Annotated in this window: 20 protein-coding genes and 1 tRNA gene; 9 read left to right on the forward strand and 12 right to left on the reverse strand. The window is 55.6% G+C overall.

The features are described 5' to 3' along the window. Nucleotides 1–48: 48 nt before the first annotated feature. From TH4_RS03345 to TH4_RS20850, 3 genes are all read right to left on the reverse strand, one after another. Nucleotides 49–408: a TraR/DksA family transcriptional regulator gene (locus tag TH4_RS03345; RefSeq protein WP_064779891.1), complete on the reverse strand. Its 360-nt coding sequence runs from the start codon at nucleotides 406–408 to the stop codon at nucleotides 49–51. Between the two features lie 100 nt (nucleotides 409–508). Further along, nucleotides 509–1,723, reverse strand: coding sequence for a hypothetical protein (locus TH4_RS03350; RefSeq protein ID WP_064779892.1), 1,215 nt, complete (start codon nucleotides 1,721–1,723; stop codon nucleotides 509–511). A 145-nt stretch (nucleotides 1,724–1,868) separates the two neighbouring features. Further along, the gene (locus TH4_RS20850; protein WP_245227715.1) at nucleotides 1,869–2,060 is read right to left on the reverse strand and encodes a hypothetical protein; all 192 of its coding nucleotides are present in this window, start codon (nucleotides 2,058–2,060) and stop codon (nucleotides 1,869–1,871) included. Between the two features lie 562 nt (nucleotides 2,061–2,622). Between TH4_RS20850 and TH4_RS03360 the strand changes: the two genes are divergently transcribed. From TH4_RS03360 to TH4_RS03375, 4 genes are all read left to right on the forward strand, one after another. Then, a complete protein-coding gene (locus TH4_RS03360) occupies nucleotides 2,623–4,527 on the forward strand; it encodes an ABC transporter substrate-binding protein (RefSeq protein ID WP_083996956.1) in 1,905 nt (634 codons plus the stop codon). A 45-nt stretch (nucleotides 4,528–4,572) separates the two neighbouring features. Further along, nucleotides 4,573–6,933: an ATP-binding protein gene (locus TH4_RS03365; protein WP_064779895.1), complete on the forward strand. Its 2,361-nt coding sequence runs from the start codon at nucleotides 4,573–4,575 to the stop codon at nucleotides 6,931–6,933. A 271-nt stretch (nucleotides 6,934–7,204) separates the two neighbouring features. After that, on the forward strand, nucleotides 7,205–7,429 hold the full coding sequence (locus TH4_RS03370; RefSeq protein WP_008888352.1) for a hypothetical protein: 225 nt from the start codon (nucleotides 7,205–7,207) through the stop codon (nucleotides 7,427–7,429). A 156-nt stretch (nucleotides 7,430–7,585) separates the two neighbouring features. Further along, nucleotides 7,586–7,813 (forward strand): hypothetical protein, encoded by a 228-nt coding sequence (locus TH4_RS03375; protein WP_008888353.1) that lies wholly within the window; start codon nucleotides 7,586–7,588, stop codon nucleotides 7,811–7,813. A 181-nt stretch (nucleotides 7,814–7,994) separates the two neighbouring features. Here the strand turns inward: TH4_RS03375 and gltB are convergent, their stop codons facing one another. Next, entirely contained in the window at nucleotides 7,995–12,560 is a 4,566-nt protein-coding gene (gltB, locus tag TH4_RS03380) for a glutamate synthase large subunit (protein ID WP_008888354.1), read from the reverse strand. Between the two features lie 29 nt (nucleotides 12,561–12,589). After that, nucleotides 12,590–14,020, reverse strand: a complete 1,431-nt coding sequence (locus TH4_RS03385) for an NAD(P)-dependent oxidoreductase (RefSeq protein ID WP_008888355.1) — start codon at nucleotides 14,018–14,020, stop codon at nucleotides 12,590–12,592. 265 nt (nucleotides 14,021–14,285) lie between these two features. On the opposite strand from TH4_RS03385, the gene TH4_RS03390 reads away from it, so the two are divergent. Together TH4_RS03390 and TH4_RS03395 are read left to right on the forward strand one after the other, a co-directional pair. Next, nucleotides 14,286–15,116 carry an undecaprenyl-diphosphate phosphatase gene (locus TH4_RS03390; protein ID WP_008888356.1) on the forward strand — a complete coding sequence of 277 codons (831 nt, stop codon included), beginning with the start codon at nucleotides 14,286–14,288 and terminating at the stop codon, nucleotides 15,114–15,116. A gap of 41 nt (nucleotides 15,117–15,157) precedes the next feature. Further along, nucleotides 15,158–15,697 (forward strand): GNAT family N-acetyltransferase, encoded by a 540-nt coding sequence (locus tag TH4_RS03395; protein ID WP_064779896.1) that lies wholly within the window; start codon nucleotides 15,158–15,160, stop codon nucleotides 15,695–15,697. A gap of 23 nt (nucleotides 15,698–15,720) precedes the next feature. Here the strand turns inward: TH4_RS03395 and TH4_RS03400 are convergent, their stop codons facing one another. From TH4_RS03400 to TH4_RS03415, 4 genes are all read right to left on the reverse strand, one after another. Continuing rightward, nucleotides 15,721–15,996, reverse strand: a complete 276-nt coding sequence (locus TH4_RS03400; RefSeq protein ID WP_008888358.1) for a DUF3572 domain-containing protein — start codon at nucleotides 15,994–15,996, stop codon at nucleotides 15,721–15,723. A gap of 28 nt (nucleotides 15,997–16,024) precedes the next feature. Then, nucleotides 16,025–16,417 (reverse strand): hypothetical protein, encoded by a 393-nt coding sequence (locus TH4_RS03405; protein ID WP_008888359.1) that lies wholly within the window; start codon nucleotides 16,415–16,417, stop codon nucleotides 16,025–16,027. Between the two features lie 70 nt (nucleotides 16,418–16,487). Continuing rightward, nucleotides 16,488–19,229: a cation-transporting P-type ATPase gene (locus TH4_RS03410; RefSeq protein WP_064779897.1), complete on the reverse strand. Its 2,742-nt coding sequence runs from the start codon at nucleotides 19,227–19,229 to the stop codon at nucleotides 16,488–16,490. Between the two features lie 295 nt (nucleotides 19,230–19,524). Continuing rightward, a tRNA-Leu gene (locus TH4_RS03415) sits at nucleotides 19,525–19,611 on the reverse strand. A 200-nt stretch (nucleotides 19,612–19,811) separates the two neighbouring features. Here TH4_RS03415 and TH4_RS03420 point away from each other — a divergent pair. The 3 genes from TH4_RS03420 (at nucleotide 19,812) to TH4_RS03430 (ending at nucleotide 22,328) form a co-directional block, all read left to right on the forward strand. Continuing rightward, a complete protein-coding gene (locus tag TH4_RS03420; RefSeq protein WP_209272099.1) occupies nucleotides 19,812–21,215 on the forward strand; it encodes an autotransporter domain-containing protein in 1,404 nt (467 codons plus the stop codon). Between the two features lie 135 nt (nucleotides 21,216–21,350). Then, a complete protein-coding gene (bluB, locus tag TH4_RS03425; RefSeq protein WP_082923349.1) occupies nucleotides 21,351–22,037 on the forward strand; it encodes a 5,6-dimethylbenzimidazole synthase in 687 nt (228 codons plus the stop codon). A 36-nt stretch (nucleotides 22,038–22,073) separates the two neighbouring features. After that, on the forward strand, nucleotides 22,074–22,328 hold the full coding sequence (locus tag TH4_RS03430; RefSeq protein ID WP_008888363.1) for a hypothetical protein: 255 nt from the start codon (nucleotides 22,074–22,076) through the stop codon (nucleotides 22,326–22,328). Nucleotides 22,329–22,375: 47 nt separating this feature from the next. Here TH4_RS03430 and TH4_RS03435 read toward each other — a convergent pair whose 3' ends face one another. From TH4_RS03435 to mutT, 3 genes are all read right to left on the reverse strand, one after another. Continuing rightward, a complete protein-coding gene (locus tag TH4_RS03435; RefSeq protein WP_063088499.1) occupies nucleotides 22,376–22,720 on the reverse strand; it encodes a hypothetical protein in 345 nt (114 codons plus the stop codon). Between the two features lie 92 nt (nucleotides 22,721–22,812). Beyond that, nucleotides 22,813–23,574 (reverse strand): competence/damage-inducible protein A, encoded by a 762-nt coding sequence (locus TH4_RS03440; protein WP_083996957.1) that lies wholly within the window; start codon nucleotides 23,572–23,574, stop codon nucleotides 22,813–22,815. 62 nt (nucleotides 23,575–23,636) lie between these two features. Continuing rightward, nucleotides 23,637–24,068 (reverse strand): 8-oxo-dGTP diphosphatase MutT, encoded by a 432-nt coding sequence (mutT, locus tag TH4_RS03445; RefSeq protein ID WP_063088498.1) that lies wholly within the window; start codon nucleotides 24,066–24,068, stop codon nucleotides 23,637–23,639. Nucleotides 24,069–24,094 lie beyond the last annotated feature (26 nt).

Consider the following 24,094-nt stretch of genomic DNA (forward strand, 5'->3'; position numbering starts at 1 on the left):
AGAAACACCCGCACGCAGCGTTTGCGATATTCCCTTTACGCGCAACGATCAGACATGGCTCACATGATCGGCGCAATCGACGCAAAGCGGTGTGGTCGGATCGAATTCGAGGCGCTTGGCAGCAATCGGTTCGCCGCAATTGTGGCAGTGACCGTATTGGTCGTCATCCATGCGCTTGAGGGTTTTTTCAATCTGCTCCAGCTCGACCACGCGGCGGCGTTCCTGTTCAAGATGCATTTCCTGATTTTGCAGGGCATCCATCCTTGATAAACGACCGACCGCCTGCTGATCCAGTTCGACCGGCTTGCGGTAGTCTTCCGAGTGGGTTGAATGTGCCAGAATCTCGGCGCGTCTTTCCTCCAGCCGGGTGCGCAATTTCGCAAGATCAATGTCTGTTCGATCCGTCATCCGAAACCTCATTATACGTTGTTGTTCTTAGCTATTAATATGGGTGCAGTGATCCCTCTTTCGCCAATGCATAGATCAAATTATTCAAAGATTTTGCCGATCACCTGCAATTGCCGCAGGCATCGACGAGTTTTTCGAGGGCTGCCTTGGCTTCGTCATCATCGAGGCCTTCGGCTTTGATCTTTTTCTGGATTTTGCAGCAAAGGGCTGGCCCGTTCGGGAACGGCTTGTCGGTCCAGAAGGGCGCGGTTGTGCCGAAATATCCCGCCTGATCAAGGAACGAGACGCCATAGTAATAGGCGGCCCCGACCGAATTATAGAAGGTCGGATCATCGATAAAACCACCATCGGGCGTCATGGATTTGGTCAGGCACCAATCAAGCACCAAGGCGATGTCTTTGGATGCTGCATTTTGTGTCGCGGCATCAACCTTGGCCCAGCCAAGATCGAAAATCTTGGTGACGTCGTAATTGTTGTGATTGTTGAAATCACCATTGTGCTTCCAGCCGAACGGATAGGCATCATCGCGGATCGCAAGCGTGGTGTTGAATATCTGCGTCCACAGATCGACCTTGCCATGCTGATAGGAGATATTGTGGAACGTCAGGCTAAGATCGCTGCTTTTAAGAACGCCCTGATCGGTGGTGTCAAACCAACCGCCCCAATAACCACTTTCACCATCCTGCCAGTCATCAAGCCATGATTTGTAGGCCGAGATGTAATCATCGGTCAGATCAAAACCCTTTACGTTGGTTTTGAAATAATCGCGGATTTCGCTTTTGAAACACATCTGTGAAAGTGCTGCCGTCACGGCCCCAAGGGCATCACGGCGATCCAGACCATCGGCAAAAATCCGCGATGTCTTTTGACCATCGAGCCAAGCTGTCATTTTAGCGGGTGTTGAAATCGGTTCCAGAAAACTGAGCGGATATTCAGGCGCCTTGCCTTCATCGGCCAGCGTATTGACCGCATCAATCATCGCATCGACTTTGAGGAACCATTGATCGTAACAGGGCCCCCATGAGCCGTCGCTTGCGACCTGTTTTTCCGCCCAGGACTGATCAGGATTGTTCAGCGAACTGGCAAAGCCAGCGAGCTTTTGATCAAGCGTTTTCCAGTCGGCGGTATATTGCAGCAGCCATTTGCATTCGATCATCTGTTGATCGGAGGCCGCCATGCTGTTGCCGGTTTTCTGGGCGGCGATCAGTTTATCCTGAAGCGGGGCCAGCTTTGCGGCATATGTTTTTTGCTGCGCGACATAGTCGGAATCAAAAACGGAGAACTGCGCCGTGATCAGTTTACTAAAATCCGTCAAACCCCTGCCCCCGATGTTTCAAAAGATATTTATCATGTAAAACCATGACAAATACCCGTGCAGATCCAAAGCATTATCGACAAGCGGCGTCAAACAGCCGAAGGGATGGCATGGGATGTTGGGCCGGCTGGATGTGTGCTGGAAACTAGTTGCCCAGCAGCCAGTTGCGGATCACGCGCAATGCCTGTTCGGGGTCGGTATCGACGATCCTGACGGCGACATTGGCCTTTTTGCGATCAATCATGCCCTCAATACCGGCCAGATTGAACCGGTCCTGATCGTCGGATCCGGAAACACACGAGACGCCCGCCGTTGTTGCGCGCAATCTTTCACGCAAACGCGAATCCGAACCCGATTCGTAACGGGGGATCGGTGCCGCAGGCTTTGGACCGGGTAAAAATGACGGTCCATTCCCTATTTTATCGCTGTTATCTGATTGCGTCATTGGCACAACTTTCGGTTCGCATTGTGACACAGTCATCATATTGGGCTGCCCCGACAGAGTGCAAATCCAATCACATCTTGCAAGGCGCTCTCAGCCGCTTCAGATCGTTATATTAGTTTAAAAGAAACTTTGATTTCCGGGCGTTTCGGATGCTAGGGTCGAATTAAAATAAGAAGAAAAAAGATGGGTACCACGCTGAATTTTTCCCAATCGAGCGGACGGTTTGATCATTTGATCACCGATGAAAATGCGTTTGAAAACCGAAACGCATTTCACATATAGCAATTTCACCGCGCAATGAATCGATACAAAAAAACGCGCGATTGCAAATTTTGTACTTCCACAACTCGATCACTCTATCTAGTTTGGGAGGATCAACATACCACCACTTTAGGGTAGTTGTCGCAATACTTTAGACCAGAGCACACAAATCCAAAAGGGGGGCCAGGTTTTTGTGAGGCACCATACTCTTATCCTGATTGTTGCACTGACCACAATGCTGACTGGCGTTGCCAAAACGCATGCCGTTGAATTTGGTGAAGCGCCCGAACTTGCCAAACTGGTTGAGGACGGAAATCTGCCGCCGGTCAAGGATCGCCTGCCGACCGCACCGATGATCGTCACCCCCAACGAACGGGTCGGAACCTATGGCGGTACCTGGAAAATGGCGCAGCGTAACAGCCGCGACCATGCCCTGCTGATCAGAACAATTGGATATGAGCCACTTCTGCGCTGGACCCCGCAATGGTCATCGACCATTCCCAATGTCGCCCTGTCATTCCAGCCCAGCAGCGATGCAACCGAGTTCTTTTTCCGTCTGCGACAAGGCATGCGCTGGTCGGATGGTACCCCGTTTACCGCTGATGACATCGTTTTCTGGTACGAAGATATCCTGAACAATCCGGCCTTTGCCGATGCCGTGCCGGAATGGCTGACATCGGGCGGCAATACCGTGCAAGTCGACGAGATCGACCCCTATACCGTCGCGTTTCGTTTCAGCAAGCCATATGGACTTTTCCCGACCGCCCTTGCCCGCCCCGAAGGCGTTGAGCCGGTAAGCTATCCGGCGCATTTTCTGAAGCCGCTTTTGCCGAAATATAATGCCAATGCCGATGCGGACGCCCAGAAGATGGGTTATTCGGGTTGGAAAGAACGTTTTATCGACGTATTTGGGCAGCCCGGTACGATTGATGACCCGACGCGCTGGAACAATCCCGATGTGCCGACCCTGAATGCCTGGGTGCTTACCGGGGTATATGGCAAGGACGATCCGCTGATCGCCAAGCGTAATCCCTATTACTGGAAAATTGATCCGACCGGCCGTCAACTTCCCTATATCGACACGGTTTCCATGACACTGGTGCCGTCAAAAAGTGCGGCTGGGGATGCGGCAATTGCCGGCAAGGTCAATATGCAGGAACGCCATATCGGCACGCGCGCCAACGAAGTTCTGGCCCAAAACAAGGACCTTCAGGCCTTCACGCTGATCGAGAGCGATATGAATATCATGACCTTGTCGCTTAATCTTAATGACAAGGACCCGGTGCTGCGCGACATCTTCCAGAACAAGGATTTTCGCGTTGCCCTGTCATATGCGATTGATCGCGAGACCATCATTGATCGCTTTGTCCCCGGTGCCTTGCCCCATCAGGCGGCACCAAGGCCGGAAAGCCCGCAATATCACACGGTGCTGGCGCGACAGTTCATGGCATATAATGTCGAACTGGCGCGGAGCTATATTGCGAAAGCGGGACTGACCACCATCAATGATGACGGCATCCTGTTGCGTCCGGATGGCAAGCCGCTTTCATTCACGATTGATACCGAGGGTGCGGAACGCTTTCAGATGCTCGATGCGGTCATGGGGTATTGGCGCGAACTTGGCATCGATGTCAGGGCCCGGAACCTTGCACGTGACGAGTTTGTCGCGTTGCGCGAACGCAATGAACACAATGCCAGTGCGTGGGGCGGTGACGGCGGCCTTGATGCGATGCTCATCCCGATCAATTACCTGCCGATGTCTTCTGAATCGTCCTGGTTTGCAACCGGATGGGCCAACTGGTACCTGAACCCGGAAAGCCCCGATGCCATCACCCCGCCCCAGGATGTTCAGGATCAGCTTGCGCTTTATGACCAGCTGAAAGCGACAGCAAATGCGGAAAAACAAAATCAACTGATGCGCGATATTCTCGACATCAGTGCAAATCAGTTTTACCTTATGGGAATTGCATTACCGCCAAACAGAAAAGGCGTGGTGGCACGGGACTTCCACAACGTTCCCAAGGTCATGCCTGCCGCCTGGAGTTATGCGACACCTGCACCGACCAATCCAAGTCAGTATTTTATTCAGCCCGAGTAAAATCCACGACAAACACGCATCATTCTGAATGGGGGCAGAATTAACTTGAGGACGCTGTTTGACCGACTGATCGGCAGTCTGGTTTTCAAGATCGCATTTGCGATCATTGTTGTGGAAACCATCCTTTTTGGTCTGTTTGGCGGTTATTATGTGAACTATTTCGGGGCCGAAATTGACCGCAGGATTGCGGAACAGATCAGCACACCCGGACGGCTTATTCAGCAGGAACAACTCAAGGTCTCTATTCTGAGCGACCCCGAGCAGATGGAACTTCTGCTTGGACGGCATTTGCAGCAAGCGCTGGCTGTCGGTTTTGACGGCACCATTTATCATTCAACCGACCCTTTGATGATCGGCGCATCGATCAGCTCGTTACCCGACTTCCCGACCGAACAGCTTCGCGCCGACATGAGAGAGCAGACCCTGTTCACGGTTGATGACGATACCGGGTCCAGCATGGTCAGCATCACGCCGATCTTTGCCCTGAATGCCAATCAGCCCTTCATGTATGTCTATCTCAAGGTGTCGACCAAGGGCCTTGAAGAAAGCCAGCGCCAGATGCAGTCGGTGCTTGTGATCGGTTCCATCCTTTGTGTGTTGCTGACCTCCGCGCTGATTTTCCTGTTTACCCAGCACACGGTGCTTAAGCGCCTGATCACAGCCGCACAGTTTGTTAACAAGATCCAGGTCGGCAAGCTGAGTTCACGGCTGACACCGATGGGACGTGACGAAATCGGCATTCTCGAGCGCGGCCTGAACGCCATGGCCGAAAGTCTGGAACGCCGCACCCAGCAACATCAGGCGGCCCAGAATGCCTTGCGCGACAGTGAAGAGCGTTTCCGCGACTTTACCCTGTCTTCCGCCGACTGGTACTGGGAGATGGGCAGCGATTTCAAAATCGCCTTTGCGTCGTACAAGTTTTATCAGCTGATCGAGGAAATCAACGGCTCCCCGCAGGGGCAGTCGTTTGACAAACTTGGGCTTCATCCGGAACACCCGGAGGGGTGGCAATATCTGCAACGCCATCTTGATGAACATACCGCGTTCTATAACGTCGAATTCTCCTGGACATCGCGGGATGGTGAAAAGCAGTTCGGGCGGATCAATGGCGTGCCGGTCTTTGCGCTGGATGGCAGTTTCAACGGCTATCGCGGGACGGGCAGCAACATTACCGAACAGCATCGCGCCGCCGAGGAACAACAAGCCTTGCAGCGCCAGCTTGCCACATCGCAAAAGCTTGAGGCGGTTGGCCAGATGGCCGGTGGTGTCGCCCATGAATTCAACAATTGCCTTGCTGGTATCCTGAGTTTCGCCGAAGTGGCACGTGCCAAGATTGATGATCCCGAACGGGTCAAAGAATATATCGATCACGTCATTTCGCTTGGCGAACGCGCGACCGGTGTTGCCGATCAGCTTTTGATGTTCTCGCGCCGCAGGATCGATCAGCCGAAAAATGTCCGGGTTGAAAGCATCTTTGCGGAGATGGAAAAGCTGCTGGTGACCTTGCTTGAGCACCGGATTGATTTGCAAATCTGGGCCGATGAGGCCGACCTTCATACAAGGGTGGATCCGACGCAATTGTCGGCCTGTATCCTTAACCTCGCGATCAATGCGCGCGATGCGATGCCCGATGGCGGCACGCTTCAGATTTCATGCAGCAGTGCCGATATTCCGCCACTGGCACAGCGCGACGCCGATGAGGACGAGGATATCTATCCGCCAGAGGTGGAAGGCCAGTTTGTTGTCATCACCGTGCAGGATACCGGCACCGGGATTCCCGAGGATGTGATCGATCATATCTTCGAGCCCTTCTTCTCGACCAAGGAACCGGGCAAGGGTACCGGACTTGGGCTTTCGATTGTTCATAGCTGGGTCGAAGAGGCCCACGGCTTTATCAATCTTGAAAGTGTCGAGGGCGAAGGCACGACGTTCTCGATCTATCTGCCGCGTTCGGAACCGGGTGCGGAGCCGGAGGACGAAGTTGACGAGATCGGCGTGTTCCCCGGCAATGGCGAGCGTGTTCTGATTGTCGATGATGAACAGGCCCTGCGCACCACTGCCCAAATCATCCTCGAAGATGCCGGTTATCGCACCGAGATCGCGAAAAGCACCGAAGAAGCGTTGGTGATCCTGCAAACCAACACGGGTGATGCGGCATTTGATGTGATTGTGACCGACGTCGTGTTGCCCGGTCGCAGTGGCCCGCAACTGATCATCGAAGCATTGCGCCAGAACCCGCGCTATGGCGTGGTGTTCATGTCCGGTTACCCGGCGCGATCGCGCAAGGAACTGGATAATCTTTTGGGCAATTACGTGTTTGTCAAAAAGCCGTTCCGCCCCGGCAAGTTGCAAAAAGCGGTTCATGATGCGCTCAAACTCGCATCCGAACGGGCGCAGTCGAGCTGACATCGCTGCTCAACTGGTCGAGTCCCCAACCCTGACCATCGCGAAATCGCGGAATTTTCGCCAAATGGTTAAAAAAATCTTACCCGCCTATATTAGTTAAAATGCTTGCAAACCAAGCAATTGGCGGGGTTTGGATTGCGACGGCACTGGATAGTGTGACAACCATCACTTATATCAACCTAACAAGCCCATACCGTGAACTTCAGACAGATTTGAAGAACCCGGTAAAGAGTGATGGGCATCGCCCACCCGGACAGATAAAGAGGTCAGGATGATCGGCTCAGTTCAAGGTTCAGGACTTGGTTCAGCGGCACAGGCCGTGAATGATGCAATTACGCCCAAAGGTGGTGCAGACCCGTCTTTGCCTTTCGCAGCCGCAGAAGGCGCGATCAAAAAGGCAACCGGTCTTGCCAAGGTGATCGGCTCGATCGTCACCGAACACCAGCCGCTTGAAACCAGCGGCAATCGTGGCACCAAGGTTAATATCCTAACGTGATTTTTCCCTCTCGTTAGCTTCCTCCGGGGTGGTCTTGTATGGCCACCCTTCTTTCTGTCTGGATCACGGATTGCGCTTTAATGCTGCCGTCACGCGATCATGACAAACGTCTGACCACGTGCTAGGGTAAGCCCAACATCAATCGTGGACGATCAGATGACCACCAACAGAATTGGCACAGGCTCCTCCCAGACAGGCCTTCAGGATGCGCGCGCGCGTCCGCAGGGCGGTATGGTTTCGCGGGGTCGGGTTGGTGCCAATTCCGATCAGCCGTCATCGGACAGTTTCATCGCATCCCAGCTTGCCCGCCTGCGCAACCTGATCGCCACCGATCAGATTGACCATAATGCGCGGCGCGGGACTTACCTGAACATCGTACTTTAACCAGCAGTGCCGCAGATCGTTACGTCCTGACGTTCCCTTAAGGAACGCGGGCATTTGACGTGCCTTTGCGGGTTCAACCATGGCAACTTCCCCAAAAGAAAAAAGCCCCGTACCGAAGTACGGGGCGAGTTCGTTTGTCCAGGTGTGTTGGACAAGGGAGCTTGCGCAAAAGCGTGAGGGATCACGCAGTTGCCTGGTTTTCGCTCTCGGAGCGAATGGGGTGTTCCAGCTTGTCGACGATTTCCTTTGGCACGATCTGCCAGAAGTTGCCGCGTTCACGGTCCCAGTTATCGAGGATGGTGCGCGCGAAACCACTTTCGGTTTCGGCCACATGTTCTTCGATCAGAGAACGGCAATGTTCGTCCCAATGCTGGGTTTCAATGCGCTGATACAGGATCGAGCCATCATTGACGACATCGGCAAAGGTATTGTCGCGGTCATAGATGAAGGCCATGCCACCGGTCATGCCGGCACCGAAGTTTTCACCAACGGAGCCAAGAATGACAGCCGTGCCACCGGTCATATATTCACAACCGTTCGAGCCACAGCCTTCGACCACAACGGTCGCACCGGAGTTACGCACACAGAAACGTTCACCGGCCTGACCCGCGGCAAACAGCTTGCCGGCGGTCGCACCATACAAAATGGTGTTGCCGATGATGGTGTTTTCGTTGGTCTTAAGCGAGCTGCTTGGGCGCGGACGCAGAACAATCGTTCCGCCAGAAAGGCCCTTGCCGACATAGTCGTTGGCATCGCCCTGGACTTCGATCTTGAGCCCCTGCACAGCAAAGGCACCAAGCGACTGACCAGCCGAGCCCCGCAGACGGACATGGAGATGGCCCGGTTTCAGGCCGGTCATGCCGTATTTCTGCGTGATCAGTGACGACATCCGGGTCCCAATCGCACGCTGGGTGTTCTGGATGTTGTACTGCAGCTGCATCTTTTCGCCGTCTTCCAGAAGCGGACGGGCATCCTTGATCATCTGGGCATCAAGGGTATCCGGTACTTCGTTACGGCCTTCGATGGTGCAGAAGCGGGCATGATCGCCAGCATCTGCCTGTGCCAGAAGCGGGTTAAGGTCAAGGTCAACAAGGTCCTTGGCACCACGGTGAACCTGCTGAAGCAGGTCTGATCGGCCAATAACCTCTTCGAGGCGGGTGTAGCCAAGCTCGGCCAGAACGTCTTTGACTTCCTCGGCCATGAAGGTGAACAGGTTTACCAGCTTGTCTGCGGTACCAACGAACTTGGCACGCAGTGCCGGATCCTGGGTACAGACACCCACCGGACAGGTGTTCGAATGGCACTGACGGACCATGATGCAGCCAAGTGCGATCAGGGATGCGGTGCCGATACCGAATTCCTCGGCACCGAGCATGGCACCGATCACCACGTCGCGGCCGGTTTTGAAACCACCGTCAACGCGCAGCTTGACCTTGTCACGCAGGTTGTTGAGCGTGAGCACCTGGTTGACTTCCGACAGGCCCATTTCCCATGGAACGCCGGCATATTTGATCGAGGTCTGCGGGCTTGCGCCCGTACCACCGTCATAACCGGAAATCAGGATCACGTCGGCTTTTGCCTTGGCAACACCAGCGGCAATCGTCCCGACACCCGAACGCGACACCAGCTTGACGCAGACGCGGCAACGCGGGTTGATCTGTTTGAGGTCATAGATCAGCTGTGCCAGATCTTCGATCGAGTAGATGTCATGGTGCGGCGGCGGCGAAATCAGGGTCACACCCGGCGTTGCATGACGCAGCTGGGCGATTTCCACCGTGACCTTGAAGCCCGGCAGCTGACCACCTTCGCCCGGTTTTGCACCCTGGGCGACCTTGATCTGGATTTCTTCGCAGTTGTTGAGGTATTCGGCGGTGACACCGAAACGCCCCGATGCGACCTGCTTGATCGAGGAACGCGCATTGTCACCGTTCGCACGCGGACGGAAACGTTCACGCGATTCACCACCTTCACCGGAGTTCGATTTCGCACCGATGCGGTTCATGGCAATCGCCAGAGCTTCGTGCGCCTCGGTCGAGAGCGCCCCGTGGGACATGCCCGGGGTTACGAAACGCTTGCGGATTTCGGTGATGCTTTCGACCTTGTCCTGATGAACAGGGCTATGGTCACTGCGGAAATCAAGAAGATCGCGCAGATGAAGCGGTTCACGCGACCGCAGACCTTCGGAGAACTTGCGGAAGGTGTTGTAGCTGCCAGACGTCACAGCGGACTGCAAGGTATGGATCAGCGGACCCGTCCAGACGTGACGTTCGCCACTGCGACGGTATTTATACAGACCACCCACCGGAAGCGTCACGACATTGCCGTTGAAGGCTTCCTTGTGCTGGGCGATGGTGCGGCGCTGAATACCCTGAAGGCCGATCCCCGAAATGCGCGACGGCATGCCCGGGAAGAATTCAGCCACCAGCGACCGCGACAGACCGATGCTTTCGAAGTTATAGCCACCACGATAGGAGCTGATGATCGAGATGCCCATTTTCGACATGATCTTGAGCAAACCGGCATCAATTGCGGCCTTGAAGCGCTGCATGACTTCGGCGGTGCTGTTCACATTCGGGAACAGGCCACGCGCATAACGATCCAGCAGACCTTCCTGTGCGAGATAGGCGTTGACCGTCGTTGCACCGACACCGATCAGAACGGCAAAGTAATGCACATCCATACATTCAGCCGAGCGCACGTTCAGCGAGATATAGGTGCGCAGCGACGTCTTAACCAGGTAGCTGTGAACGCCACCGGTCGCAAGAATCATCGGGATCGCGGCACGGGTTTCGGAAATGCCTTCGTCGGTCAGGATGATGTGCAGGGCACCGCCGCGCACAGCTTCCTCGGCTTCGCGCTGGATGCGGGTGATCGCATCACGCAGGGCCGTCTGCCCACCACTGATGTCAAAGGTGGTGTCGATTTCAACAGCACTGTCGCCCATATAGCCGCGCATGGCGTCATATTCGGCGTTGGTCAGAACCGGGCTTTCGAGCTGCAGCAAGTCACACTGGCTTTCATCCTCGTCCAGGATGTTGCCAAGGTTGCCCAGACGGGTTTTCAGGCTCATGACGCGCGCTTCACGAAGACTGTCGATCGGCGGGTTGGTGACCTGCGAGAAGTTCTGACGGAAGAAGTGATGCAATCCACGATAACGGTCCGACAGGATCGCAAGCGGGGTGTCATCACCCATCGAGCCGATGGCTTCCTTGCCGTCCTCACCCATCGGGTGGAGGATCAGTTCAAGGTCTTCGTGGGAAAGTCCCATCGCCTTTTGCATACGCAGCAGACGTTCTTTTTCGAAATGGGCCGGTTCGGCATGTTCCGGAGAAATCAGATCATCGAGCACCTTGGTGCGGCCAACCCATTTCGACCAGTCGCGACGTGCTGCGAGCTGATCTTTAAGCTCGGCATCATGCAGCAGTTTGCCTTCTGCAAGGTTGACGGCAATCATCTGGCCCGGGCCGAGGCGGCCTTTTTCGACGCAGGCTTCTTCGTCGATATGAACCATACCGGCCTCGGAACCGGCGATCAGAAGACCATTGCCCGTCACCGCATAACGCAGCGGACGCAGACCGTTACGGTCGGTGCCACCCATCAGCCATTTGCCGCCATAGGCTGCAAGGGCGGCCGGGCCGTCCCACGGTTCCATCACAGCGTTGCAATAGGCATAGAGGTTTTTATAGCTGTCTGGCGTGGAGGCCTTTTTCGACCAGGCTTCAGGCACCATCATGGTTTTGACCATCGGAAGGTCACGACCCGAACGCACCATCAGTTCGAACACGGCATCAAGGGCGGCCGAGTCAGACGAGCCCGGCTGGATCACCGGTTTGAGGTCATCGATGCTGTCGGCATAGGCATCATGTGCCATGCGTGCTTCGTGGCTTTTCATCCAGTTGACGTTACCGCGCAGCGTGTTGATTTCGCCGTTATGGGCGAGAACACGGAACGGCTGCGCCAACGGCCAGCTCGGGAAGGTGTTGGTCGAGTAGCGCTGATGATAGACGCAGAAGTTCGAGATGAAGCGATCATCACGCAGATCGGGATAGAAGGTATCGACGTCTTCGGCCAGGAACATGCCCTTGTAGATCACCGAACGGCACGACATCGAGCAGATGTAGAAATCCTTGATCGCCTCGGAAAGAACGGCCTTCTCGATACGGCGACGGATGGCATAAAGGTCGATCTCGAATTTTTCTTCGTCGACGTCATCACGGACACCGATCAGAACCTGTTCGATTTCCGGGCGGGTCTGGTTGGCTTTTTCGCCGATGACCGATACATCAACCGGCACCTGACGCCAGCCGAGAATGCCGTAACCCTGTTTGAGGATTTCGGTTTCAACAATCGCGCGGCAACGTTCCTGTGCGGCCATGTCGATACGCGGCAGGAAGACCTGACCAACAGCGATCAGGCTGTCCGGGGCTTCCTGGTTGATGACCTTGAGATATGCCTTGAAGAAATCCTGCGGGATCTGAAGGTGGATACCTGCGCCATCACCGGTCTTGCCGTCGGCATCAACAGCACCACGGTGCCAGATGGCTTTCAGCGCCTCGATACCGGCTTCGACAACTTCGCGACGCGGTTTGCCGTCGATGGCGCCGACCAGACCCACACCACAGTTGGCGTGTTCTTCGGCCGGGTCATACATGCCACTGGCTTCAAGATGTGCTGCGTTCTTTTCAAAACGGGCGATGTCGGCAGCGCCACGGTTCTGATCCATTTTATCCTGAACGATCTTGTTCATATCGTCTCTCTCCTAATGCGGCAGCGGGCTTAAGCAGCAGCTTCTTTGCGCGCCAGCAAATACTCATCAATCCGGTCAGCCGCATCACGGCCATCGCGAATTGCCCAGACCACAAGCGAAGCACCACGGGCAATATCACCCGCAGCAAACACGCCATCGAGATTGGTCATCATGGTGCGGAAGTCGATCTTGACCGTGCCCCAGCGCGACACACCCAGTTCCGGTGCATCAAACAGGGTCGGCAGGTCTTCGGGTTCGAAACCAAGCGCCAGGATGACCATGTCGGCATCCATGGTGTAGCTGGAACCTTCGATGATTTCCGGGCTCTGACGGCCACCGGCATCCGGGGCACCAAGGCGCATCTTGACCGCACGCACACCGGTTACCTTGTCATCGCCGACAAAGGCTTCGGGGTTGGTCAGCCAAACAAACTCGACACCTTCTTCCTCGGCATTGGCCACTTCGCGCTGCGAGCCCGGCATGTTTGCACGGTCACGGCGATAGAGACACTTAACCGATTTGGCACCCTGACGGATCGCGGTACGGACACAGTCCATGGCGGTATCACCACCACCGATCACGACAACATTCTTGTCCTTGGCGTTCAGCGTTCCGTCTTCGTAAGCCGGAACCGTGTCACCCAGGCCGTGGCGATTGGACGTGGTCAGGTATTCAAGTGCCGGATAGACGTTGCCAAGACCGGCACCGGGCAGCTTCAATTCGCGGGCCTTGTAAACGCCGGTTGCGATCAGAACGCTGTCATGTTTCTTGCGCAGGTCATCAAGGGTCGCATCGCGGCCAACCTCGAATTCGGTGTGCATGACAACACCACCTTCTTCGAGAAGCTTCACACGGCGTTCGACGACATCCTTTTCAAGCTTGAAGCCCGGAATACCATAAACCAGCAGCCCGCCCATGCGGTCATAACGGTCATAGATATGGACTTCATATCCTTTGAGGCGCAGCTGTTCGGCCGCGGCCATACCACCCGGACCACCGCCGATGATGCCAACCGACATGCCATTTTCCTTGGCCGGTTTCGGCGGTTTCACCCAGCCATTCGCAAAGGCGGTGTCGGTGATGTATTTTTCAACAGACCCGATGGTAACAGCGCCGTGGGTCGACTGTTCGATCACACAGTTGCCTTCACACAGGCGGTCCTGCGGGCAGATGCGGCCGGTGACTTCCGGCATGTTGTTGGTTGCAGCCGAGATGGCATAAGCCTCTTCAAGGCGACCTTCGGTGGTCAGGCGCAGCCAATCGGGGATGTTATTATAAAGCGGGCAATGCGCCTGGCAGAACGGCACACCACACTGCGAGCAGCGCGATGACTGATCGGCGGCACTATTGTCATCAAACGGTGCATAAATTTCGTTGAAATCCGTGCGGCGCTCGGACGCTTCTCTTTTGTGCGGATATTTTTGTTCAAGATGAACAAATGTCAGCATCTTTTCTGTCATGACGGCCCTCTGGAAGGGTTTTATGTTGCGGGTTTTGCTCTGTATACGTGTCGAACAGGCAAGAATCCAGCACAAAATATCATTTAGGTCAATATTGCTGACTTAAATATCCGGACAAATTTTCCGGTTTTTCAAAGAGAGCCTCGGAAAATGACCGCAATATTGTTTCAATAGTACCATAATGGTACTATTTATGCGTTTCGCCAAAATGGGCTAAACTGCTATAAGCGATCAGTTTTTGCAGCGAACAGCCACAGAGGCGGGCGTGACCCTACAGCACATTATTCTTCTGGCGATCGTTCAAGGGATCACCGAATTTCTCCCGATCAGTTCATCTGGCCACCTTGTCCTGGCCCCTGCCCTTACCGGCAGCGCGGATCAGGGTTTGTTGGTAGACGTTGCGGTGCATGTCGGTACTTTGGCTGCTGTTTTGATCTATTTCTGGCGTGATGTGTTTGCCATGCTTGGCGGATTCGTCCGGCTGTTTACCGGGCGAATCAACCCCGGTGCCCGTCTTGCCCTTCATATCGTGCTTGCCACCATCCCGGTGATTGCCGTCGGATTCTATTTCAAGGTTTCCGGGATCGAGGAACAGCTGCGCTCTGTTGAAATCATTGCCTGGACCACGCTTGGCTTTGGCATCTTGCTTTGGCTTGCCGACAAGGTGGGTATGACGATCAACCGTCTTGAACATATGCGCTGGGGCGGTGCCCTGTTTATCGGGCTTGCACAGGTTCTGGCCCTTGTGCCGGGTACCAGCCGGTCGGGCATCACCATGACGGCTGCGCGCTTCATGGGGTATGAACGATCGGACGCAGCACAGTTTTCAATGCTGATGTCGATCCCGGTCATTCTCGGTGCCGGGTTGCTGGCAGGGATCGATTTGCATCAGACGGGTGACATCAACCTGACCGAAGACGTTCTGCTTGCAGCGGGTCTGTCATTTATCACCGCCCTGATTGCCATTGCCCTTCTGATGAGCTGGCTGAAACGATCCAGCTTCACGCCATTTGCGATCTATCGCATTTTGCTGGGTGGCGGACTTCTGGTGTGGATTTACGTCTATGGCGGTGCGCCCCTTCCGTTCCTGAGCTGATCAACGACCACCACCGTCCAACGCAGACCCAAGAGCCCCACATGTTTTTACGTCCCCTTGACCCGGCGGCAGATGGCGCCGCATTGCACCGCATTTTTGGTGATCCGGATTGCTGCCTGTGGCTCCCAGAACCAGCTACCCCGGACATTGAAACCACCGTCGCGAAGCTTAAGGAATGGTACGCCGGGTTTAAAGATACTTCATGGGTCGTTTGCGAAACGCCCGATGGACCGGCCCTTGGCGTTATTGCCTTTTATAACACCGGGCGGGATGCGGATATCTGGGAAGCGGCCTGCATGGTGACCCCGGCCGCGCGCGGTCGGAATTACGCCGCACGTGGTCTTTATGCCGCGATCCGGTATCTGTTTGAAAATACCACTGCACGCCGGGTGTTTGCCGATATCGATCCGGACAATCACGCGTCAATCAGAACATTTGAAAAGCTGGGCTTCACCCGCGAGGGTGTTCTGCGCGGCGAGTGGCAAACCCATATCGGCATTCGTGATTCTGTGATTTTCGGGCTGCTGCGTACTGACAGCCTGACCGATATTGCCAACCCGCCTGAATTGATCACCGCCTAGACTGGTGTTTTTCCGGGCCGGGCTCAGTCCTGCCAGATCGGACCGCCGGACAAAACGATCTGGGCGCGCGCCGGATCTTCGGGGGCATAATCCGACTCCTCGACAAAGCGCATCAGAAACGGTTCGTGCGACAGCAGGAATTCAAGCGCACCACACTGCACCTCGTTCGAGGCGATCCCGGCTTTGAGATCATCAAGCCCCATGCCGGTTTGCGCGATCAACCCCTGAAGCAATTCGTCATCGCCGGCGATATGAGCGATGGCGCGAATGGCGAGAGTTTCGGCTGCTTCCTTGTTCATATGTACGAATGCCTGCGTGATAGAACTGTTATTTAAACCATTTTGCCTTGGACAAGGCGCGCCAGACAACAAGACCGGCAATCACGATGACGCCAGCGGCAATTGCGCCCAAGCCATTGCCCGCCACCAGCACCAGCCCCCAGAAGCCAACCGTACCAAAGCCAATTGCCAAACTGAGGAAGGCGGACTTGGTCAGGGTGTCCTGATTTTTCTGGGCCATTTCGGCGCGCTTGATTTCATCGACGATCTCATACCAGGCCAGTTGCTGCCAACGGGAATATTTCAGCCCCTTGCTCGGCCCCTTGCGGAGGAATTCATCAAGCTGTTTGACGATATTGGCTGCGCGCTCTTCGGGGGCAACATATTTGCCAATCCGTTCCTTCTTGCGCGGGCCTTCGTCTTCTTGGTCTGGTAACGGCATAGGGCAGCCTGACACGTGATTGCGGCGATGCGTTATGGATAGGCGGCATCTGCTTTACATCCGGTAAACATTACCCGGTCTGGCGTTTCTGCCAGTGTCGCAGGCAAGCCTTTTCAATCTCGACCAGCACAAAGACGCTGAACCCGACCCCGACGGCCATCGCCCAGCCAAGCGGCGGGATGGCGACACTTTCAAACAGATACTGCATCGGCGGGGCATAGGTGTAGATCAGCTGGAAAAGCACGACCAGTGCCACCGCAATCAATACCGGTCGACTGCCCAAAAGCCCTTGTCTGTTGAATGCCGATGCGGTCAGGAAACGCGCGTTGAACAGATAGAACAGTTCAAACATCACAAGCGTGTTGACCGCGACCGTGCGCGACACTTCAAGATCGGCCCCGCGGTTCTGGGACCAGACAAACACGCCGTACACACCGGCCACAAGAATGAGCGAGACAAAAATCGTCCGCCAGATCAGAAAGCCCGATAGCAACGGCGCTTCGCGCCTGCGCGGTTGACGCTTCATGACATTGTCTTCAGCGGGCTCAAAGGCAAGGGCGAGGGCGAGCGTCACCGCGGTGATCATATTAACCCACAGGATTTGCGGGGCGGTGATCGGCAACAATTGGCCCAGGGCCAGCGCCATAACAATGGTCAGGGCCTCCCCACCGCTGCTGGGCAGGATGAACAGGATCGATTTGACCAAATTGTCGTAAACCGTTCGGCCTTCTTCGACCGCGGCGGCGATCGAGGCAAAATTGTCATCCACCAACACCATTTCGGCGGCTTCCTTGGCCGCCTCGTTGCCCTTTTGGCCCATGGCGACGCCAACATCGGCGCGCTTGAGCGCCGGGGCGTCATTCACCCCGTCGCCGGTCATGGCAACGACATGGCCCTCTGCCTGCAGGGCCTTGACCAGACGCAGTTTATGTTCGGGACTGGTGCGGGCGAAAACATGGGACTTTTGGGCGACGGCGCGCAATGCGTCGTCATCAAGCCCATCCAGTTCATGGCCGCTGACCACAGGTTCACCATCGCCAAGGCCGAGTTGCCGGGCAATGGCCCCCGCCGTGATCGCATGGTCGCCCGTGATCATTTTAACGGCAATCCCGGCAGCACGGCATTTGGCAACAGCAGCAATGGCTTCGTCACGCGGCGGATCAACCAAACCATAAAGGCCGATCAACACCAGATCCTGTTTGACGTCATCAAACACCAGCTGGTGATGGCCGTTATGAGTCGGGCGGAAGGCAAGTGCCAGCACCCGTTGACCATTTTCGGCCATTTCCTGCATGCGGGCTTCCCAATAGGGACGATCAAGGACTTCCTGATAATCCGGTCCGCCCTGAGAGTTGCACATGGCAAGGATACGTTCGGGCGCGCCTTTGACATAGATGAAGCCATGCCCCTTTGCATGGTGATGCAGGGTCGCCATGAAACGATGTTCGGATTCAAACGGGATGACGTCATGACGCGGCAGTTGACGGTTTTCGGTGCCGGGTTCCAGTTCCGCCTTCATGGCAAGGGCCACCAGCGCGCCTTCGGTCGGGTCGCCATCAACCGACCATTGACCGTCACTTTCATGCAGACCGGCATCACTGCACAAAAGTGCCCCACGTGCCATTTCGGTCAGGCCCGGATGGTCATCCGGTTTGACCGGCTTGCCATCAAGTTCAAAACCACCTTCGGGTCTGTATCCGGTGCCGGTGACGGCATAAAGATGCTTGCCGGTGGCGAGCGACTGCACCGTCATTTCGTTGCGCGTCAGTGTGCCGGTCTTGTCCGAGCAGATGACGCTGACCGATCCCAATGCCTCCACCACTGGCAGGCGGCGAATAATAGCGCGCCGTGCGGCCATGCGCTGCACGCCGGTGGCAAGGGCGATGGTCATGATGGCAGGCAGACCTTCGGGGATGGCGGCGACGGCGAGCGCGACCGCACCGACAAACATGTCAGCCGCCCCGCGCCCATGCACCCAGACACCAATGGCAAAGGTCACAAAGGCCACCGCCATGATGGCGGCACTGAGTTTACGCCCGAAGGTCGACATTTGCCGCAGAAGTGGCGTGGTAAGCGTGCTGACCTCGGACAGAAGCGCACTGATGCGGCCGATTTCGGTTTTTGCCCCGGTGGCAACAACCACGCCGCAGCCCTGCCCATGGGTAACCATGGTACCGGAATAGGCCATGGAAAAACGATCACCAAGCGCCGCGTCCGCGGCCACGGGGGAAACCGCCTTATCGACGGGGACAGATTCGCCCGTCAGGATGGCTTCCTGAATTTGCAGACCCTTGACCCGGATCAGGCGCAAATCCGCCGGAACCTTGTCACCCGATTGCAAATGGATGATATCGCCGGGTACGACGTCTTCGGCGAGGATTTCGATTTTACGCCCGGCCCGCTCGACGATGGCGGCAAGCGACAGCATATTTCGGATTGCTTCAAGCGCGCTTTCGGCCCGGCCTTCCTGCACAAAGCCGATGATGGCATTAATCACGACCACCGCCAGAATGACCGACGTGTCGACCCAATGCGCCAGTGCCGCCGTGACGACAGCTGCCAGCAGCAGGACATAAATCAGCACATTGTTGAATTGGGCCAGAAACCGGATCAGCGGCCCACGCCGACGCGGCGGATCAAGCCGGTTGGGGCCATATTGCGCCAGACGTTCGGATGCTTGGTCTGGATCAAGGCCTTGCGGGTTTGTTTGGAAATCTTCAAGGGCCTGATCGGCGGGTAGTGCGTGCCATGCGCCGTCCTGCTGGATCGGGGCACCCGAAAGTTCTGTGGCTTTGGCAGCGACTTTGTTCATGGCAATGCTGGCCTGTTGATGGCGTGAATACGCACACCACAGATCCTATCGCACTGCAGCATCTCATACAAGAAGTCACCGATTGATCATCAGGTTACGACCAGTGCGGCGGCGGCAATGACACCAATGGCGATCAAGTGAACCATCTTCATTCTCCTGCATTGGGGATGAAATAACATCCACAGCAAACCTGTGCCGGGATGTTCGCAGGATGAAATACAAAGCAGAGGATTTGATGACAGGAATTCGGCAATTTGGTGCCGGGACCGTAAACAGGGTCCGTTTGCCGATGCGCTGGTGCGGGCGGCCGGACTTGAACCGGCAAAGCCTTAGGGCTGACGGATTTTAAGTCCGCTGCGTTTACCAATTTCGCCACGCCCGCGACGCGCGTTAGGACCGGCCAAAGCCGGTGCAAAGCGTTCTAGCGCGGCTTGGTTTTTGACGCAACATTCTATTGGCGCTAATCGGCACCTTTGCGCGGCTAAACAGCAATGGGGCAGAACTGCCCGTGTTTCTCCATATTCCGTGCATTTTCGTCTGTCATGCTGGACCACTGACCCAAACAGTCACGTTTAAAGTCAGATGCACAGGCGTTTTCAAGCTGCCGTGATTGCCACGGTCTGTCTGGCGGCCGTTACCTATATCCTTCGACGGGAGATAAGCCAGCCGCCCATAATACCGCAGGCCTTTGCCCGCGATGATGCCGCGCGGCCTGATGCACCGGTATTGCGCAACAAGACAACCACCCGGACCGAAAATCAGCAGCGCCACATGAACCGCCTGTATGACAAGATGGACGAAGATCTTTATGACAGCCGGGTGGCGCCCTTGTTGTTTGATGGCTTCCTTTCTCCACCTCAACAGGCCACCGAACATCTGCAATTTGGCATGGGCACACCAACACCCAGCGAGATTCTGGCCGGGCGTAATGCGCTTTCATCGCTTGCGCGCAAGCTTGACCTTGATAGTGCGGCGGGGACGTTCCCGACCCAATCGCGCAGCGTGCATGCGCCGATCAGTATCTGGCTTGCGGGCAACCATTCAGAGCTTGAAAACCGTATCACCGGGTCGGGCTATGATCCGGGCTTGAGTGGCGACACCATCTCGATTGATAGCGGTGTGGATTATCTGATTGATGACGGGCTTGTCCTTGGCATCGGGGTTGGCTGGGGCAGCACGGTTGGCGAATCCGGCACCCGGCAATTGGGCTATCGCGAGAACAATCTTGCCCTGTCGCCCTATTTCGTCTCGCGGGTGACAGACTGGTTTAACCTGCGCGGCAGCATCAGCGTTGGTCAAAGCACAATCCGCCAATCCCCGATTGGACCGGTGCCAGATAACCTGCGCTATGCCGAACGGCTTGATAGTACCAGCATTTCAAACAGCATCGGTTTTGGCACCGACTATGAATTCGGGGCGGTGCCGCTGCGCATCCAGCTTGATGGCGACATCACGACTGCGCGGGAATATGTCGATGCGGCGCGCGCCACCAGTGGCGGACTTGTACCGGGAAGCATCGCAACCACACAGCTTTTTGATGCCTCGGTCGAGGCGCGCTATCGCCTTGGTTTTGGCAATCATGAAATCATTCCGTTTGCCGGACAGGACGAAACCATATCGCTTCTGAACCAGAATTACGGGCGCAGCGGATCAACGCGCTATTATGCAGGTGCCGATTATGCCTATGACCCGCTGAGTTTTGATCTCAGCATTCAGGGGTTTCGCGATATCGCCACCGGGACTGAGGACATTACCGGCATTCGATCGGAGTTTTCCCTGATCCATGATGTCGCACAATCATCGATGACGCTTGAGCCGTTTGTCAGCATTGAAAGCACCAATCTTTATCTTGATACCGGGGGCGGCATTACGCAGCAATGGGGCAGTTTCCCGGCCAGTGTCAGTTTCGAGCTGCGGCGAAAACTGAGTTATGAAGTGTCGCACGGCAACTATACCGGTTTTCTGACCATAGATGTGCCTTTCTAGGCTTACGCAGGCGCATGGTGCGCAAAAATCGGCTGTGATGGATCGATGTGATCATCTTGCTATTGGCGATAGCGACGCTGACAGGTAGGGTGCAAAACAATTGAGATTTACCTCGCATTTCATCAGGCCCGCGCCATGACCAAACCAGATCAGATTGCCACAAACAGCGCCCCGGAAACGGACCTGACGCCGCCGGTTTTTGACCAGGCCTTTCAAAAGCAGTTCATCAATCTTTTGCTGTGGCGGCGCGATGTCCGGCGTTTTCGCACCGACCCGATCCCCAAGGGCGATATCGATGATCTGATCAAGGAAGCCTGCCTGGCGCCGTCTGTCGGCAATTGCCAGCCATGGCGCTTTGTGAAGGTCAATGACCCGAAACGCCGCAAATCAATTCGCGACAGTTTCGAGCGTGCCAATAACGAAGCACTTAATGACTATCACGGTGAGCGCGCCAAGCTTTATGCGTCGCTGAAGCTTCAGGGCATGGATCAGGCCCCGGTACAGTTGGCCGTGTTTGCCGATGAAGAAACCGAAGCCGGTATGGGCCTTGGGCGCAAGACCATGCCCGAGATGCTTGATTATTCTGCGGTCGCCGCCGTGCAGTTGCTGTGGCTGGCCGCACGTGTGAAGGGCATCGGGGTTGGCTGGGTTTCGATCCTTGAGCCGGATGTGGTTGGCAAGACGCTTGATGTGCCCGACCATTGGCGGCTGATTGCCTATCTTTGTATCGGATATCCGGAAGAAGATCACGTCGTGCCCGAACTGGTGCGCGAAGGCTGGCAGGATCGCATTGATCCCGACGCGCTGACACTTGAACGCTGATTGCCAAACCATATTTCAGAACGCAAGGAATACCGAATGTCTGGCGAACCAAGCCAACCAAACAACCCCGAACAGCCGCCGCAAAAAAAGGGGCTGTCGAACGGGGTCTATTTCAAGATCATGGGCTATCTTCTGACCGCGGGTTGGGTCGGGATCATTTTGGCCGCGTCGGGCGGGGATTCGAGCCACCCGTTATTTGATTACATTTTCATCGTGCCGTTGGCGGGCTGGATCATCGGGATGCTTGTTGCCCGCGTGATCGCCAAGAAATCCGGTGCAGACCGGCCATAAGGCAGGTTTTCATAATCCCAGAAAGGCACCCTTGATCGGCGCCTTTCTTATTTTCTGTCATCTGAATTGCGGTTGCGGGTGCGTTCATCGCGATAGCGGTCATCATCGGAAAAGCCGCCAAGCGTCATGATCCCGATGCCCAGACTAATGCTGCCAAAGGTCACAAACAGGCCGAAAAACAGCAGGAAGATAAAGATCGGCGCATCGCGCGATGACGTCGCAAGACTGTAAATCCCGCCAATATCGAAATACAGAACCAACGCCCCGAACACCAGCGCGCCAAACCCGCCATAAGCTGTGTGTTCGATCATGAATTTCACAATCGACCGGGCTTCGCGGGCGGCCTGACTGTTGCGCGCGTCATTGTGCGGATCATGGTTCTGATCGGTCATGTTGTCTTCCCGTAAAAGGTCAGAACAATTCTAGACACAGCCCGAAGACATTACCTTGATCAAACGCAATTCAAGGCCACCGCCTAAGGCGATCAGACAGCACCGGTATCTTCGATCACATCCTTGCCGCCGTCGATGATGGCCAGACGAATACGATCTGATGCCTGATTGACGTCATCGGGCTTCTCACCACGCACCACCAATGTGGTGCCAAGCTTGCCTTCACGTAAAAACGGATAGGACCCGATGTCGGTTTGCGGGAAATCGCCCTGAATTTCGCCCAGAACCTTGGCGATTGAACCTTCGGGGATGTAGCCGCCGACAGAACGCGACACCATCGGCTTGCCGCCGATCAATTGATGTTTGATGCCCTGGAACATGGCCTGCATGATCATGGGTACACCGGCCATGACATAGACGTTTTCCATGCGAAATCCCGGTGCCTTGGAAATCGGGTTTTCGATCAGTTCCGCCCCGACCGGAATGCGCGCCATACGCAGGCGGGCTTCATTGAGGTCTTCGGGGTTTTCATAATGGCTTTTAAGCAAGTCGTGGGCGTCTGCATTCAGTTCGATCGCCACCCCGAATGCCTTGGCGACACATTCCGACGTGATGTCATCATGGGTCGGGCCGATGCCGCCGGTGGTGAAGACATAATCAAATTTTGCCCGGCATTCATTGACCGTGGCAATGATGGTGTCTTCGATATCGGGGATGACGCGGGTTTCGGCCAGGCGCACACCCAGCGTGTTCAGTTCTTCGGCCAGACAGGGCAGGTTCTTGTCATGGGTGCGGCCAGACAGGATTTCATTGCCGATAATAATCAGACAGGCACGGACCGGATCAGACATCATATCCCCACAACATCGTTCAAACTTCAATGCGCGATCTCATACGCCACAAACGGGCAGATGGCTCACAGAAAATCGCGTAGCATTGCCACAAGCGGCACATCAGCCGGCGGCATCGGATAATCGCCCAGACGGACCGGGCGCACCCATTTCACCTGCTGACCTTCCATCGGGGTGATTTCACCCTTCCAGACGCGACACAGATAAAGCGGCATCATCAGATGGAAATCATCATAAGTGAAGGATGCAAAGGTAAAGGGTGCCAGGCAGCTTTCGGTGATATCAATGCCAAGCTCTTCCTTGAGCTCGCGCACCAGCGCCATTTCGGGGGTTTCACCCGCCTCGACCTTGCCGCCGGGGAATTCCCACAGGCCCGCCATGGATTTGCCTTCCGGGCGCTGAGCGATCAGCACACGATGATCGATATCGACCAGTGCGACCGCACTGACGAACACGGTTTTTTCCGGGATTTTGCCCTGACGCAGGTCAACCGACATGCAGCCTTTATCTGGTTGTTGTATTG

It is taken from the genome of Thalassospira tepidiphila MCCC 1A03514 (genome assembly GCF_001662875.1).
Classification (GTDB): Bacteria; Pseudomonadota; Alphaproteobacteria; order Rhodospirillales; family Thalassospiraceae; genus Thalassospira; species Thalassospira tepidiphila.